The following is a 15373-nucleotide window of genomic DNA, read 5'->3' on the forward strand; positions in this document are numbered from 1 at the left end:
GCCAAAGTACAAAAAATGTTCAATACCATTTATGAAAAAAACTAACTTCTTTATGTCACTAACCGCCCTGTTAGTGATTTTTTCGTGTGTTTCATCAGATCCTAAATACCGCGAAGGAGAACCTACTTCCAATTTTGGATATCCTCAAAATAAAGAAATTGAAAAGTCTTTTTATTTATTAGGAGACGGTGGTTACTCGCCAATTGGTGGAAGCTCTAAAGGTCTTATTGCTTTTAAAAGCTATCTAGATTCTGTAAAACAATCAGATAATTATACCATTTTCCTGGGAGATAATATTTATCCTGACGGAATGCCTGAAGAAGGCCACCCGGATAGAGAAGCTGCAGAGTATAGAATAGATGCCCAATTAGACGCTATTGAAGATTATGATGGGAATGTACTCTTTATTCCCGGTAACCACGATTGGTATAATGAGCGTATTGATGGGCTGGAAAGAGAAGAGAAGTATTTAAAAGAGAAGTTTGGAGAAGACCTAATATGGAGCCCAAAAGCAGGTTGTGGCCTGGAAATTATGGATATTGGGGACGAAATTACCCTAATAGTTATAGATTCTCAATGGTATCTTGAAGACTGGGATAAAAGCCCAACGATAAATGACGATTGTGCCGAAATCAAAACCCGCGAGGCACTATTTCTTGAAATAGAAACAGAATTCAAAAAAAGCCAGAATAAGAATATTATTGTAGCGCTTCACCATCCTTTATTCACCAATGGAATTCACGGGGGGCAGTATAATTTTAATCGGCACATTTATCCTTCACAAAAGAAAATTCCTATACCAATTTTAGGTTCTTTGGCTACTTTAATTAGAACCACGGGTGGTGTTTCAATCCAGGATGCTCAAAACGAACGTTATAAATCTTTAGTTAAACGTCTGGAAACCCTTGGCCAAAAGTCTGACAGGTTAATATTTGTGAGTGGCCATGAACACTCTTTACAGTATATAGAACATGGAAAGATTAAACAAATTGTTTCGGGTTCAACTTCAAAAGCAACTTACGCAACTTTAAGTAACGATGGGGTTTTTGCTTATCCTGAACAGGGTTTTGCAGTTTATGATGTGTTTAAGGACGGTTCATCCTGGGTTAGTTTTTATGGAAATGAAGAGAATAAACCAAAACTGTTATTTCAGAAAGAAATATTTGAAGCACCTCAAGAGTTTGATATTTCTGAATTTCCGAAAGAATTTGATGACACAGTAACCACCTCGGTTTATCCGGAGAATGAAACCGATAAAGGCTCTGTTCACAGAACGGTTTGGGGAGAGAGATATCGAGAACTCTACGGTACAGATATTACTTTAGAAGTCGCAGATTTGGAAACCCTTTACGGAGGTTTAACGCCTATGAGAGCCGGTGGTGGTCACCAAACTATTTCTATTAGAATGAAAGATAGTCTGGATAGGGAATATAACTTTAGAAGAATAAAAAAGAAGGCTGTTCAGTTCTTGCAAACGGTTGCCTTTAAAAATACGCCTATTGAGACCCAGTTAGAAAATACAGTAGCCGAGGATATAATTTCAGATTTTTATACCGCGGCGCATCCATATGCATTTTTGGCTATCCCTACTATGGCTGATGCTATTGGAGTACACCATACAAATCCCGAAATTTATTATTTACCTAAGCAACCTAGATTAGGGAAATATAACGAAGAACATGGAGACGCAATTTATATGATAGAGGAGCGTCCTGAAGATCACTGGTTGGGTGCCGAGAGTTTTGGGTCTCCAAATCACGATATTCAAAGTACCGCTGGGATGTTTGATCGGTTGCGTCGGGATGAAAAATACTCTTTAGACGAACCGGCCTATGTAAAAGCCAGGATATTTGATATGCTTATTGGCGATTGGGATAGACACCAGGATCAATGGCGCTGGGCTGAAATTGAAGATGAGGAGGGAAACCGTATATTCAAGCCAATTCCCAGAGATAGAGACCAGGTATTTTCTAATTTTGATGGTGCCTTTTTTGGCACGTTAAGAGCTTTAACCGGCTTTGCTTCGCAATTTGCGGTTTACGGTGAAGATATTAATAATGTAGAATGGTTTAATGTTTCTGCTACAGGTCTAGACCGTTCCCTGCTTCAGAATGTAGGGAAAGAAACCTGGAGAGAGCAAGCTGAATATATTCAGGAAAATATGACCGATGCGGTTATTGAAGAAGCTTTTGCAAAACTTCCGCCTGAAACGTACGATGATACTACCAAAGAACTAATCAAAAAGGTAAAAGCGAGACGGGATAATATTGTAGATATTGCGATGCGTTATTACGATCACTTTGCCGATTTGGCGATTGTTACGGGCACAGATAAAGACGATTTTGTTGATGTTACCCGAATGAAGGATGGAAAAACCCGTATTAAGATTAGTAGAAATAAAGGTGGTGAAAGAGCTGATGTTTTGAGTGATAAAGTTTATAATAAAAAAGATACTGACGAGATTTGGTTATACGCCCTGGATGATGATGATAAAATTCAGGTAGATGGCGAAGGTGATAACTATATTTTCTTAAGGATTATTGGCGGCCAGAATAATGATATTTATACTATAAATAATAACAACCGACTTAAAATTTACGATCATAAATCTAAACCAAATACCATTGAAGAAGGCGGTGGCGCAAAGTTTAGGTTTACCGATGATTATGAAATAAATACTTACGACAAGGATAAAAAGAATTTTACCACGGGAGCTATTTTACCCGGTTTTGGATTTAACCCCGATGATGGTTTTAAAATTGGACTTGAAGTTGTAAATACTATTAATGCTTTTAAACGAAACCCATTTACCGCCCAACATACCTTTGGCGGTGGTTATTATTTTGCAACCCAAGGTTTTGATCTTTATTATGAAGGTGAATTTGCTCATATTCTTGGAAATTATAATCTAATAGTTGGTGCCAATTATACGAGTCCCAATTTTGCCAGGAACTTTTTTGGTTTCGGAAATCAAACGCCGAATTTTGATGATGAATTAGATTTTGACTACAACCGTGTAAAAATAAGTCGATTTGGGGTAAAGGCAGGATTTGAAAATAAAACACCTTTTGGTAGCTTATTTAGATATATGGCCACTTTTGAAGGAAATAAAGTTGAAGATACAGAAGGAAGATTTATTACTGAAGATTTTGAAACCGATGATCCAGAGTTCTTCGACAGAAAATATTTTGCGGGATTAGATGCTTTATATCGTTACGAAAGTTATGATAATAACTTAAACCCGAGTAGAGGGATGAAATTTGAACTTAATTTGGGTGGCCAAATGAATACTGCAGATCCCGATCAGGTTTATGGATATTTTAAACCATACTGGGGCTTTTATAATGCGCTTACCACAAACCGCAAACTGGTTTTAAAAACAAGAGTTCAGGCGCATTTAAATATGGGTGACGATTATGAATTCTATCAGGCAGCGCATTTAGGTGGTGAGAGTGGATTAAGAGGATATCGATTACAACGTTTTGCCGGGAAAAGTGCTTTTGCAACCGGTGCAGACCTTAGATATGGTTTTGATCAATTTACCACCAGGTTTTTACCTTTACAAATTGGAGTTTTTGGAGGCTATGATTTAGGTAGGGTTTGGGCCGATTTTGAAGACAGTAATCAATGGCACGACAGTTATGGAGTTGGTTTCTGGGTAAACAGTGCAGACGCTGTTAATGGAACCTTTAGCCTCTTTAGAAGTGACGATGGCTACCGATTTGCTTTCGGCTTTGGATTCCAGTTTTAATTCTTGATTAAAAAATTGAAAGTTAAAATTTGCAAAACTAATGAGTATTAAAAGGAAATTATATGCTGGTAAACAGTATATAAAAGCTTATAATAAAAAAAAGATTTTCTGCATAGGCGCAAATAAAACCGGCACAACTTCTCTAAAATCAGCAATGAAGGAGTTAGGTTATAGTGTGGGAAACCAATCAAGAGCAGAAAGCCTATTACCAGCCTGGGCCCAGCGTAATTTTCATAAAATAGTCAAGTATTGTTATTCAGCCCAGTTTTTTCAAGATATTCCATTTAGTTTACCTTATACATACGTGGCTTTAGATCAAGCCTTCCCCAGAAGCAAATATATTCTAACAATAAGAGATAATACCGAGCAATGGTACAACTCCATAACCAAATCCCACGCAAATCTTTGGGGGAGAAACGGAAATTTACCTACAGAGAGGGATCTTAAATTAGCTAAATACAATTATAAAGGAGGTGTCTGGCGTTCTTTTAATCTTATTTTTAATACACCTAAATCAAATCTTTATAGTAGAGAGGATTTTTTTAAATTTTATGAAAACCATAATAAAGAAGTTATAGAATATTTTCGGCATAGACCAAATGATCTCTTGATTTTAAATGTTGCTGAAAAGGGGGCATACAGAAGGCTATGCAATTTCTTGGAAATTGAGAAGCTTGAGTCAACAGAATTTCCATGGAAGAACAAAACCAAGAGTATCTAATTGAATAATAATTTAAGTCGAAATCGAATGGATTTTATATAAGTTCTACTTTACTTTAATCGTTTTTAGACTCAATTAAATAAAATAACTTCCAATCTTAATCCGGTTTCTTCATATTTAAAGTATTAGAGAAATCGATAGTTCTAATAGGGAATGGAATATTGATACCATTCTTGTCAAAAGTTTTCTTAATTTCAATAATAGCAATGTCTCGGGCAACTAAAATGTCCCGGTTTTTCTTAACATCAGTCCAAAAGCGAACTACAAAGTTAATGGAGCTATCTCCAAATTCAGTGAACATAAATTCTACCTGCTCATTTCCACGAGAAGGGAAATGTTTAGAGATCGTTTCAATCGTCATTTCTTTTACTTTTTCCAGGTTAGAAGAGTAGCCTACGCCGCAATTTAGCATTACGCGAGAGCGGTTGGTCCTAGAGAAATTTTTAAAAGGTTCTTCCACAATTTTAGAATTGGGAATAACTACGTAATTGTTATCGGCTTGTTTTACAACTATATTTCTAAGGTTTATTTCGGTTACTTCCCCGGCATAATTATTAGTTTCTATCCAATCGCCAATTTGAAGTTCGGGTAAAAAACTTAAAATAATTCCCGAAAATGTATTGTTTAAGGTTCCCTGTAGCGCTAAACCTATAGCTAAACCAACAACCCCTGCACCGGCTAGCACCGAAGTAAGCACTTTATTAAGGTCTAAAATGCCAAGGGCAATAAAAAAACCGATAAGGATCACAATTGCCTTGCTCACCTTAACGGTTATTTGTCTTATAGAATCTTGTTTAACCCGTTTTCCCAGTAGTTTACTTAATAACTGGCCGGTATATTTAGCCAGGAAAATAAATATTATAAAAACCAGGATTGCAAGTAAGAAGTTGGGTAGATTTAAAATTAAGGCATCAAGCCAACTTACTAACTTTGCGGTGATCCCTTCTAGGGATTCTCTAAGGTTAAATTCGTCTTCCAATCTTTAATTATTTGCTGGACTTATGAGAGTCTGTAGTTTTCATTTTCCAGGCATCTAACATCCAGCTTGTTTTTTCTAACTCTCTAATGTAAGCACCAATTAAATCTATAGTACCTTCATCACCTGCTTTATCTGCAGTTTCTACAACAGAGCGCATTTGCTTAAGTAAAGTCCCGTGATCTTTAAGCAGGGTCTCGATCATTTCATAATCGGTTAAATCTGCTTTAGATTCTTTTAGGTTAGATGCTTCAAGATAATCGGTTAAATTACTGATTGGTGTATATCTTAAAGTAAGAATACGTTCAGCAATTTCATCTACTTTCAATTTAGCATCATCGTATAATTCTTCAAATTTCTCGTGTAAATCGAAAAAGTTTTTCCCAATTACATTCCAGTGAAAATTGCGAAGTTTTTGATAGTATAAATGATAATCTGCAAGAAGAACATTTAATTCCTCTACAGTTTTACTTGTTTTCTCTTTATCGAGTCCTAAATAGCTCATAGTTTTAATTTATGGTTTTTAAAAATTCAATACAAAAATATAATAGTTTGAAGGATCAGCCAATAAAAAAGACTGATTTAATAGAAGTTTAACGAGGCTTAATTAATAGGGCGGTTATCTTTTAAATCAAGCTTTGCGATCATTTCTTTTGAGACCTGGCCGCTGGAAATTCCATAGCCGTCAACTAAAACTCCTTTGTAACCTTTAGAGGTAGTTATGGCGTAAAGAATGGCATTATCGTCAGGATTACTCATTCCTTCAAAACGTAAAACCTTATCTACGTCAAAATCTTCTACTCCAAAAGTTTCGTCTTTCGATTTAAGCTCTATTTCTTCGTCAAGAAGGTTGAAATCGTGTTCATAACCCTCTTCTAATTTTAATTTGTTTATCGCCTGGGAAAGCGTTCCGTAATCTTTCATCTTAAATTGTTTGATTGATTAATAATGTTAAATTACGTTTACAGGCCCTCATATGCAAATTAAAAATGCTGTTTAGGATAAGTTTAACTCCTTATGAAGCCTTATTTTTAAAGGCTTCAGCGGGAATATTAATTTCCGGTGTCAGAGATTTACCAGCTATCAATTATCTTCTTCATTTTTATTATTTCCGAAGTTGAAAAACCCTAAAGGAAACACCAATAGAAGAAAAAAATACCAACCGGTGATCAGGCCTACAATGGTGATAATAGCCGCAATTATGTAAAGCCAGTAAGATTTACGGAATTTCATAAATAAAAATTTAAATTAAGAACAAATTTATAAATAGGAAGCAATTTTGAATCTGGTTAGTAAGATTTCTATCTACATTTATAATATTTTTAAAAACCTTTTTATCTTTCAAAAAAACTTTTGTGAAGTAGGGGTTTCTTAACTCACGAATTTATTGGATATTTGCAAATTAGCGATTTCGCTAAAATAATATAAAGGAAAAGCGTTCCATTATTAAGAATTCAGCAAAATGAAAAATAAAATCACTTTAAAGGAACTGGCAAAATTACTTAATGTTTCAGTTTCTACGGTTTCTAAAGCTTTGCACGACAGCCCTGAAATTAGCCCTAAAACAGCAGAACGTGTTAAGGAACTTGCTAAACTTCATAATTATCGACCCAATCCTGTGGCGGTAAATTTAAAAAGCAGTAAAAGCGGAACTATAGGAGTGATTATTCCCAATATTTCAAATACATTTTTTGCCAATGTACTATTAGGTATTGAGGCCAGGGCCCAGAAAAGTGGATTACAGGTGATTACCTATATCTCTAATGAAAAGCTGGAAAGGGAACAGCAAATTGCAGAAATGCTAACCTCGGGATTTGTAGATGGGGTGCTTATAGCCATTTCAGAAGAAACACAACGTAAAAAGGAGTACGATCATCTTTTTAATCTTGTAGATTATGATATTCCGGTGGTTTTATACGATAGGATTAACCTGGATCTGCAGGTAGATAAAATTGGTATAGACGATGAATATAGTTTGGAAGAAGCAACACGTATCCTTCAATCCCGGGGAATTAAGAAAATAGGAATTGCTACTTCAATACATCATTTAGGTGTGGGGAAACTAAGAATCACCGGGTACCGAAATGCTCTTAAAAACCATGATGATTTTTATATTGCGAATTCTTCAAAACCTGATTCTTTAAGGGAAAAAACACAGAAACTTCTGGTTGAAGATAAGGTAGAGGCAATTTTATGTACAGATTTTGTGAGTACTATGATGGTCTATAGATTGGCTTATGAGAATAAAATTAGTATCCCAAAAGATTTAAAAGTAATTGGATTTTTAAATGCTGATGTAGCGCGTTTTTTAACACCCTCTATAAGTTATGTAGAGCAATTTCCGGAAGAAATAGGAGAGCAAGCGGTAGATTTATTAGTGAATAGGATTGAAAATCGTATTGCCGGGAAACAACCAATAAATAAAACCATTAATACTAAATTAATTCATTTAGAATCTACAGATTTTTAGGCTTTCTTCGATAATAATTGATTCCAATCTTCGAAGTTTTATTGTCAAAAACAGGGTGAAAGACAGTTTTAAAAGTGCTTAGAAAAACTATCTTTGAGGAAAAATCTATATTTTTTAAATGAAATCTTTGAAAAGAAATATTCTTATTACCGGTGGTGCCGGTTTTATAGGCTCTCATGTAGTTCGTCTTTTTGTAAATAAATATCCTAATTATCAGATATTTAATTTAGATGCTTTAACCTATGCCGGCAATCTCGAAAATATTAAAGATATTGAGAGTGCCGAAAATTATCATTTTCTAAAAGCTGATATTACTGATGCTGATAAAGTAAAATCGCTTTTTAAGGAATATAAATTTGATAGTGTAATTCATCTTGCAGCAGAATCTCACGTAGACCGGTCAATTTCCAATCCGAAAATATTCGTAGAAACCAATGTTACCGGCACTCTAAATTTAATGGAAGCCGCCTTAGGGATCTGGAAAGAAAAGCTGGAAGATAAATTATTTTATCATATTAGTACCGATGAAGTATACGGTACCTTAGGAGAAACAGGGCTCTTTACGGAAGAAACCTCATATGCTCCAAATTCCCCGTATTCTGCTTCCAAAGCGGCTTCAGATCATTTTGTGAGAGCCTATGGAGAAACATATAATTTACCTTATGTAATTTCTAATTGTTCCAATAATTACGGGCCAAATCAATTTCCCGAGAAACTTATCCCATTATTCATCAATAATATTATTGAGAATAAGTCATTGCCGGTTTACGGAGACGGAAAGTACACGCGAGATTGGTTGTATGTTATAGATCACGCCAAAGCGATAGATTTATTATTTCACGAAGGCAAAAATAAAGAAACCTATAATATCGGCGGATTTAACGAATGGCAAAATATTGATTTAATAAAGTTGCTATGTGAAATCATGGATGAAAAACTGAATAGAAGAAAAGGAGCATCTGAAGCCTTAATCACTTTTATAAAAGACCGCCCGGGCCACGATAAACGTTATGCAATTGATGCCAGTAAAATTAATAAGGAACTGGGGTGGAAGCCTTCAGTTACTTTTGAGGAGGGGTTAATGAAAACAGTAAATTGGTATTTAAATAATCGCAAATGGATAGAAGCCGTTGTTTCGGGAAGTTATAAGGAGTATTATAAAGAGCAGTATTTATGAAAGGAATTATTCTAGCCGGGGGAACCGGTTCACGCTTATATCCACTTACCAAAAGTGTTTCAAAACAATTGCTGGCGGTTTATGATAAACCAATGATTTATTATCCGTTGTCTGTTTTAATGCTGGCGGGTATAAGAGAAATCCTTATTATTTCCACTCCCGAAGATCTTCCTGATTTTCAAAAACTACTGGGAGATGGAGAAGCCTGGGGGCTTGATTTGTCTTACGAGGAACAACCAAAGCCAAATGGTTTAGCTGAAGCTTTTATTATTGGAGAGAATTTTATAGGAAGTGAGGACGTATGCCTTGTTTTAGGAGATAACATTTTTTACGGGCAGGGATTTAGCGGTTTACTGGAGAATGCGGTTAGAAACTGTAAAGAATCCGGCCAGGCTACTGTATTTGGATATTATGTAAATGATCCAAAAAGATATGGAGTAGTAGATTTTGATGAAACGGGGAATGCACTAAGCCTCGAAGAAAAACCGGAAAAACCCAAAAGTCATTTTGCGGTAACCGGACTCTACTTTTATCCTAATTCAGTTATTGAAATCGCCAAAAAATGTGAGCCAAGCGAGAGGGGAGAGTTGGAAATCACGAGTATCAACCAGGCATATTTAGATCAAAAAGAATTAAAGGTAGAAATTATAGGCCGTGGTTACGCCTGGCTAGATACCGGTACCCATGATTCTATGTTAGAAGCTTCTAATTTTGTACAAACCATCGAAAAAAGACAGGGTTTAAAAATTGCCTGTCCTGAGGAAATTGCTTTCAGAAAAAAGTATCTAGATAAAGCTCAATTACAAAAACTGGCGGTGGAGCTTGAGAAAAGTGAATACGGGAAATATTTATTGAATTTGGTAAGATGAGCTAGTATATGCCATATTGATTTACCCTGCACTATTGGTTTTTTTTGTAAGAAAACCTTTAAAATCTTCACTCAGTCTCTCGGAAGTCTATTGATTTGCTCCTTCCAATTAAGGTATTCTGATTTTTACTTAGTTAAATCTTTTATTCTATTGTATTTTACAAAGAAAATAAGCCTTGAATTAGAATTTTAAAAATTTCAATATTTAAAACCCTATTAATTCGATAGACTTATGGGAAATATTATATTTGCGAAGTAATTACAGTATTGCCAATTAGTAAATGTATGAATAACAAAGTTCAAAATAATGTTTCACAGGATTTCCTTGTGGCAATAAAAGCCGCTGTAAATGCGGGCTTAGAAATAATGAGAGTTTACGAAAATGGTGATTTTCATGTGGAGCTTAAAGATGATGATTCACCAGTGACACTCGCTGATAAATCGGCTAATGATATAATAAATAATTATTTACAACCTACCGGGATACCTATAATCGGTGAAGAAAATGAGGAGATTGCTTTTTCTGAAAGAAAAAAATGGAATAAATGCTGGATAGTAGATCCATTAGACGGTACCAAAGAATTTATAAAAAAGAGCGGTGAGTTTACAGTGAATATTGCCCTTGTGGAGAATAACCTGCCGGTTTTTGGGGTGATCTATATTCCTGTAAGTAAAGAGCTTTATTATGGGAATGTTAAGGAAGGTAAGTCTTTTAAGATTCTTATTAATAATGAAAACGAAATTGAAGGTTTGATAAATAAGGCCCAGGAAATCTCTCCAGGTTTTGTTGAAAAAACTATTAATGTGGCAGGAAGTAGATCTCATATTAATAAAGAGACGCTTAGTTTCATTGAATCGATCAAAGAAAAATATGAGCAGCAGGTTAATGTGATTCCGAAAGGAAGTTCTCTTAAATTTTGCCTGATGGCCGAAGGACTTATAGATATTTATCCAAGGTTAGGACCAACTATGGAATGGGATACGGCTGCCGGTCACGCTATTTGCAAAGCTGTTGGGTTAAAAGTGATCGATAAACAAACGGGGAAAGAAATGGTTTATAATAGAAAAGTATTGTTGAATAATTCCTTTGTAGTTTCAAATCTAGCCTAAGAAATTTAATTAAACAATGCAGGTTATTTGGAAATTGTAATGGATATGTGTTTATATTATCTTCACAAGATATTTAGTGTAAAATCAGCGGCGAAATCTGATGGTTTTTTCTGTTTAAAATTTAGAAAAGATAATATGAGCAATATCCAAACATTTAATTTTTCCCTGGGTAGAAAAGAGCGTAATAAACTAAATAACCATACTTCGTTTGTAGTTTGGTTTACAGGCTTATCAGGTTCGGGAAAATCTACCCTGGCGAATATGTTGGAGAAACTACTTTATGAAGCAAAAGTTAATACTTTTATTTTAGATGGAGATAATCTAAGAAAAGGATTAAATAAAGAACTGAATTTTAGCAATAAAGAAAGGGAAGAAAATCTTAGGGTGGCAGCTGAAGTAGCCAAGATTTTGGTTAATTCCGGCTCTGTGGTGCTGGCTTCCTTTATTAGTCCGAAAAAAACTAATAGGGATATGGTGAAAGAGATTATTGGAAAGGATGATTTTATCGAGGTTTTTGTAAATACAAGTTTAGAAACTTGTGAAAAGCGAGATGTAAAGGGATTGTATAAAAAGGCAAGAGCGGGAGAAATTAAAAATTTTACAGGTATTGATTCCCCTTATGAAAATCCTTTAAATCCTGATATTGAAATAAATACTGAAAGGGAAAATCTGGAAGAAGCAGCCAACAGAATTTTGAAACTGCTTCAAAAGAAACTTGAATTAAAGTAAAATGAGCAAATATTATTTAAATTATTTAGACGAGTTAGAGTCAGAAGCCATCTATATACTAAGAGAGGTTTGGGCACAGTTTGAGAATCCTGTAATCTTATTTTCAGGAGGAAAAGATTCAATTTTAGTGACCCACTTAGCAAAAAAAGCTTTTTATCCCAGTAAAATTCCATTTGCATTAATGCATGTAGATACAGGGCATAATTTTCCGGAAACCATTCAGTTTCGAAACGATTTAGTTGAAAAACTTGGCGTAAAATTAATTGTGGGTTCTGTTCAGGATTCTATAGACCAAGGTAGAGTAGTCGAGGAGAAGGGTAAAAATGCTACCCGAAACTCCCTTCAAATTACCACTTTACTTGACGCTATTGAAGAAAATAAAGTAGACTGTGCTATTGGCGGAGGAAGAAGGGATGAAGAAAAAGCGCGGGCCAAAGAACGTTTCTTTAGTCATCGTGACGATTTTGGACAGTGGGATCCTAAAAACCAGCGACCTGAACTTTGGAACCTGCTAAATGGAAAGCATTTTGAAGGAGAGCATTTTAGGGCTTTTCCTATAAGTAACTGGACTGAAATGGATGTTTGGAACTATATTAAAAGAGAGAATATAAGGATTCCTTCTTTATATTTTGCTCACGAACGAGAAGTTGTTTTTAGAAATAATTCCTGGATTCCTGTTTCAGAATATTTAAAGCTGGATGAAGGAGAAAAAATCGAAAAGAAGAAAATCAGGTTTAGAACCCTGGGAGATATTACTATCACCGGTGGAATAGAATCTGATGCCGACACCCTTGAAAAAATTGTACTTGAAGTTTCAGCAATGCGCAAAACGGAGCGTGGCGATCGTTCAGATGACAAACGTTCTGAAACTGCAATGGAGGATAGAAAAAAACAAGGATATTTTTAAATAGACCGTTGCGCTTAAAGAGAAAAGAATAAAGATCGCTTCGTTGTAAGACAAAGAAAATGAAACATGGAAATAAATAACAATCAACTTTTAAGATTTACAACTGCCGGTAGTGTAGATGATGGAAAAAGTACTTTAATAGGTAGACTTTTATATGATTCCAAGTCGATCTTTGAAGATCAACTTGATTCAATAACGGCGACAAGCGCAAAAAAAGGACACGATGGTATTGATATGGCGCTGTTTACAGACGGCCTAAGAGACGAAAGGGAACAGGGCATAACCATAGATGTAGCCTACCGTTATTTCACCACACCCAAGCGCAAATTTATTATTGCGGATACTCCCGGGCATATTCAGTATACAAGAAATATGGTTACTGGTGCATCTACGGCTAATGCCGCGGTTATTTTAATAGATGCCCGCCACGGAGTAATAGAACAAACCAAGCGACATTCATTTATCGCCTCCTTATTGAATATTCCGCATCTTATTGTATGCATCAATAAAATGGACCTGGTAGATTATTCAGAAGAGGTATATAATAAAATTATAGGACAGTTTGAAGAATTTTCTTCCAAACTTTTGATGAAAGATGTTCGTTTTATTCCTATTAGTGCCCTATTGGGAGATAATGTGGTAAACCGCTCAAAAAATATGGACTGGTACCAGGAAGGTACTTTGCTAAGCACGCTGGAAAACCTTCATATAAGCAGTGATATAAATAAAATAGACGCTCGTTTTGCTGTACAAACTGTTTTAAGACCTCAAAATGAAGAATTCCGGGATTACCGCGGGTATGCCGGGCGAATCGCTAGCGGAATTTACCGGGTAGGAGATGAAGTGGCCGTATTGCCTTCAGGTTTTCAATCAAAAATCAAATCTATTAATGCCGGGGAGCATGAAGTTCAGGAGGCTTATGCACCCATGAGTATTTCAATGACCCTGGAAGATGATATAGATGTAAGCAGAGGAAATATGATTGTACGGAAAAACAATCAGCCCGAAATGGAACAGGAATTTGATGTCATGCTATGCTGGTTGAATAATGAGCCTGCTAAACCCAGGGCGAAATATACAATAGTGCACACCTCTCACGAAGAGCGTGCACTAATCAAAGTGGTGGTATATAAAATGGACATCAATACTTTTGAAAGGGATAAGACCGATCAGGACCTGGCTATGAACGATATTGCCAGAGTTAAAATAAGGACCACGAGACGGATGATGTTAGATACTTATCGTGAAAACCGAAATACAGGAAGTATTATTTTAATAGATGAAAACACTAATGAAACCGTTGCGGCTGGCATGGTTGTTTAAAGTTTCCGTAAACAGTTCACTCTTATATTTTTTAAAAAATTTCACTAGTACTTTGATTTACTGAAAGTTGAAGGGCCGTGAATCATCAATCTTTTCTTATAAATTGCGAAGAGTGCAGTCTGAACTGACGATTTTTATGCAATTGATAAAAAAACAGGAGTCTTCGATAATATACTTCTGAAAATTGAAAAAAATATGCTGGAGCTGCCAACCTTAAAAAGATTCAGGTTGCTAATATTAACAACATTTTTAACGTTTTTAAAGCTTTAAGGTTTCTTTAGCAATAGCCTCATAAAGAAATTCTATCTTTGCGGCCGATAAAAAGGTAATTTAATTTTTCAAATGACTGAATTTCAGCAAAGATTAGAAGATAAAAAAATATTAGTGACTGGTGGGGCGGGTTTTATAGGTTCAAACCTATGTGAAACCCTGATAAATTTAAATGCTAAAGTTGTTTGCCTGGATAATTTTGCTACCGGTCACAGGCATAATCTTGATGCCTTCGAAAATCACAAGAATTTTCAATTAATTGAAGGGGATATTCGTAACCTGGAAACTTGTCATAAGGCGTGTGAAAATGTAGATTATGTATTACACGAAGCAGCCTTAGGTTCTGTACCGCGGTCTTTGGCCGATCCTATTATCAGTAATGAAGTTAATATTTCCGGATTTTTAAATATGCTGGTGGCTGCTAGAGATGCCGGTGTAAAAAGATTTGTTTATGCTGCAAGTTCTTCTACGTATGGAGATTCAGAAAAACTACCTAAAGTAGAAGACGAAATTGGAAAACCACTTTCTCCTTATGCAATTACCAAATATGTAAATGAGCTCTATGCGGATATATTTCAGGATGCCTATAAATTAGATACTATAGGATTAAGGTATTTTAATGTTTTCGGAAGGAAACAGGATCCAAACGGAGCTTATGCCGCTGTTATTCCAAAATTCGTAATGCAGTTTATGAAACGTGAAAGTCCGGTGATTAATGGGGACGGCACATACTCGCGAGATTTTACATATATCGATAATGTAATTCAGATGAATTTAAGGGCGCTGACATCTAAAAACGAAGATGCGGTGAATCAAATATATAACACAGCAGTGGGGGATAGAACTAACTTAGTAGAATTAACCCACTTATTAAAAAAACACCTATCTAAATTTGATCCTGAAATAGCAAAGGTGGAGGTGAAACACGGTCCTAATAGAGCGGGGGATATTCCACATTCTTTAGCTTCGGTAGAAAAAGCAAAAGAATTATTGGGATATGATCCAAGTCATCGAATTGATGAAGGTTTAAGAGAAGCAGTATCCTGGTATTGGGAGAATCTTTAATATTGA

The 15373-nt window shown here is 35.4% G+C and carries 14 protein-coding genes; 10 read left to right on the top strand and 4 right to left on the bottom strand.

The features are described 5' to 3' along the window. Positions 1 to 31 precede the first annotated feature (31 nt). Both AO058_RS10620 and AO058_RS10625 read left to right on the top strand, forming a co-directional pair. Positions 32 to 3751 carry a metallophosphoesterase gene (locus tag AO058_RS10620; protein WP_075326516.1) on the top strand — a complete coding sequence of 1240 codons (3720 nt, stop codon included), beginning with the start codon at positions 32 to 34 and terminating at the stop codon, positions 3749 to 3751. A gap of 40 nt (positions 3752 to 3791) precedes the next feature. Further along, on the top strand, positions 3792 to 4472 hold the full coding sequence (locus AO058_RS10625; protein WP_075326518.1) for a sulfotransferase: 681 nt from the start codon (positions 3792 to 3794) through the stop codon (positions 4470 to 4472). Positions 4473 to 4569: 97 nt separating this feature from the next. Here the strand turns inward: AO058_RS10625 and AO058_RS10630 are convergent, their stop codons facing one another. From AO058_RS10630 to AO058_RS18540, 4 genes are all read right to left on the bottom strand, one after another. Beyond that, the gene (locus AO058_RS10630) at positions 4570 to 5451 is read right to left on the bottom strand and encodes a mechanosensitive ion channel family protein (RefSeq protein ID WP_075326520.1); all 882 of its coding nucleotides are present in this window, start codon (positions 5449 to 5451) and stop codon (positions 4570 to 4572) included. 7 nt (positions 5452 to 5458) lie between these two features. Continuing rightward, the gene (locus tag AO058_RS10635) at positions 5459 to 5953 is read right to left on the bottom strand and encodes a Dps family protein (RefSeq protein WP_075326522.1); all 495 of its coding nucleotides are present in this window, start codon (positions 5951 to 5953) and stop codon (positions 5459 to 5461) included. A 98-nt stretch (positions 5954 to 6051) separates the two neighbouring features. Next, positions 6052 to 6372 (bottom strand): phosphoribosylpyrophosphate synthetase, encoded by a 321-nt coding sequence (locus AO058_RS10640; protein ID WP_075326524.1) that lies wholly within the window; start codon positions 6370 to 6372, stop codon positions 6052 to 6054. A gap of 159 nt (positions 6373 to 6531) precedes the next feature. After that, complete coding sequence (locus tag AO058_RS18540; protein ID WP_198036106.1) at positions 6532 to 6681, bottom strand: hypothetical protein; 150 nt, start codon at positions 6679 to 6681, stop codon at positions 6532 to 6534. A gap of 229 nt (positions 6682 to 6910) precedes the next feature. Between AO058_RS18540 and AO058_RS10645 the strand changes: the two genes are divergently transcribed. The 8 genes from AO058_RS10645 to AO058_RS10680 all read left to right on the top strand — a co-directional run bounded on the left by AO058_RS10645 (position 6911) and on the right by AO058_RS10680 (position 15367). Continuing rightward, the gene (locus tag AO058_RS10645) at positions 6911 to 7918 is read left to right on the top strand and encodes a LacI family DNA-binding transcriptional regulator (protein WP_075326526.1); all 1008 of its coding nucleotides are present in this window, start codon (positions 6911 to 6913) and stop codon (positions 7916 to 7918) included. Positions 7919 to 8036: 118 nt separating this feature from the next. Next, a complete protein-coding gene (rfbB, locus tag AO058_RS10650; protein WP_075326528.1) occupies positions 8037 to 9095 on the top strand; it encodes a dTDP-glucose 4,6-dehydratase in 1059 nt (352 codons plus the stop codon). Continuing rightward, positions 9092 to 9964, top strand: coding sequence for a glucose-1-phosphate thymidylyltransferase RfbA (rfbA, locus tag AO058_RS10655; protein WP_075326530.1), 873 nt, complete (start codon positions 9092 to 9094; stop codon positions 9962 to 9964). Before rfbB ends, rfbA begins: the two co-directional genes overlap by 4 nt. A 284-nt stretch (positions 9965 to 10248) precedes the next feature. After that, positions 10249 to 11073, top strand: coding sequence for a 3'(2'),5'-bisphosphate nucleotidase CysQ (gene cysQ, locus AO058_RS10660; protein ID WP_075326532.1), 825 nt, complete (start codon positions 10249 to 10251; stop codon positions 11071 to 11073). Positions 11074 to 11208: 135 nt separating this feature from the next. Then, positions 11209 to 11802, top strand: coding sequence for an adenylyl-sulfate kinase (gene cysC, locus AO058_RS10665; RefSeq protein WP_075327949.1), 594 nt, complete (start codon positions 11209 to 11211; stop codon positions 11800 to 11802). 1 nt (position 11803) lies between these two features. Beyond that, positions 11804 to 12709, top strand: coding sequence for a sulfate adenylyltransferase subunit CysD (cysD, locus tag AO058_RS10670; protein ID WP_075326534.1), 906 nt, complete (start codon positions 11804 to 11806; stop codon positions 12707 to 12709). A 66-nt stretch (positions 12710 to 12775) separates the two neighbouring features. Beyond that, positions 12776 to 14032 carry a sulfate adenylyltransferase subunit 1 gene (locus AO058_RS10675; RefSeq protein WP_075326536.1) on the top strand — a complete coding sequence of 419 codons (1257 nt, stop codon included), beginning with the start codon at positions 12776 to 12778 and terminating at the stop codon, positions 14030 to 14032. Positions 14033 to 14374: 342 nt separating this feature from the next. Then, the gene (locus AO058_RS10680; RefSeq protein WP_075326538.1) at positions 14375 to 15367 is read left to right on the top strand and encodes an SDR family oxidoreductase; all 993 of its coding nucleotides are present in this window, start codon (positions 14375 to 14377) and stop codon (positions 15365 to 15367) included. Positions 15368 to 15373: the final 6 nt, after the last annotated feature.

Source organism: Salegentibacter sp. T436 (assembly GCF_001932675.1).
Classification (GTDB): Bacteria; Bacteroidota; Bacteroidia; order Flavobacteriales; family Flavobacteriaceae; genus Salegentibacter; species Salegentibacter agarivorans.

What these genes read in the sequence shown, in the direction of transcription:
- cysD (WP_075326534.1), top strand. Translation starts at nt 11,804, where the DNA reads ATGAGCAAATATTATTTAAATTATTTAGACGAGTTAGAGTCAGAAGCC.
- AO058_RS10620 (WP_075326516.1), top strand. Translation starts at nt 32, where the DNA reads ATGAAAAAAACTAACTTCTTTATGTCACTAACCGCCCTGTTAGTGATT.
- AO058_RS10675 (WP_075326536.1), top strand. Translation starts at nt 12,776, where the DNA reads ATGGAAATAAATAACAATCAACTTTTAAGATTTACAACTGCCGGTAGT.
- cysQ (WP_075326532.1), top strand. Translation starts at nt 10,249, where the DNA reads ATGAATAACAAAGTTCAAAATAATGTTTCACAGGATTTCCTTGTGGCA.
- cysC (WP_075327949.1), top strand. Translation starts at nt 11,209, where the DNA reads ATGAGCAATATCCAAACATTTAATTTTTCCCTGGGTAGAAAAGAGCGT.
- AO058_RS10640 (WP_075326524.1), bottom strand. Translation starts at nt 6,372, where the DNA reads ATGAAAGATTACGGAACGCTTTCCCAGGCGATAAACAAATTAAAATTA.
- AO058_RS10635 (WP_075326522.1), bottom strand. Translation starts at nt 5,953, where the DNA reads ATGAGCTATTTAGGACTCGATAAAGAGAAAACAAGTAAAACTGTAGAG.
- rfbA (WP_075326530.1), top strand. Translation starts at nt 9,092, where the DNA reads ATGAAAGGAATTATTCTAGCCGGGGGAACCGGTTCACGCTTATATCCA.
- AO058_RS10625 (WP_075326518.1), top strand. Translation starts at nt 3,792, where the DNA reads ATGAGTATTAAAAGGAAATTATATGCTGGTAAACAGTATATAAAAGCT.
- rfbB (WP_075326528.1), top strand. Translation starts at nt 8,037, where the DNA reads ATGAAATCTTTGAAAAGAAATATTCTTATTACCGGTGGTGCCGGTTTT.
- AO058_RS18540 (WP_198036106.1), bottom strand. Translation starts at nt 6,681, where the DNA reads ATGAAATTCCGTAAATCTTACTGGCTTTACATAATTGCGGCTATTATC.
- AO058_RS10680 (WP_075326538.1), top strand. Translation starts at nt 14,375, where the DNA reads ATGACTGAATTTCAGCAAAGATTAGAAGATAAAAAAATATTAGTGACT.
- AO058_RS10645 (WP_075326526.1), top strand. Translation starts at nt 6,911, where the DNA reads ATGAAAAATAAAATCACTTTAAAGGAACTGGCAAAATTACTTAATGTT.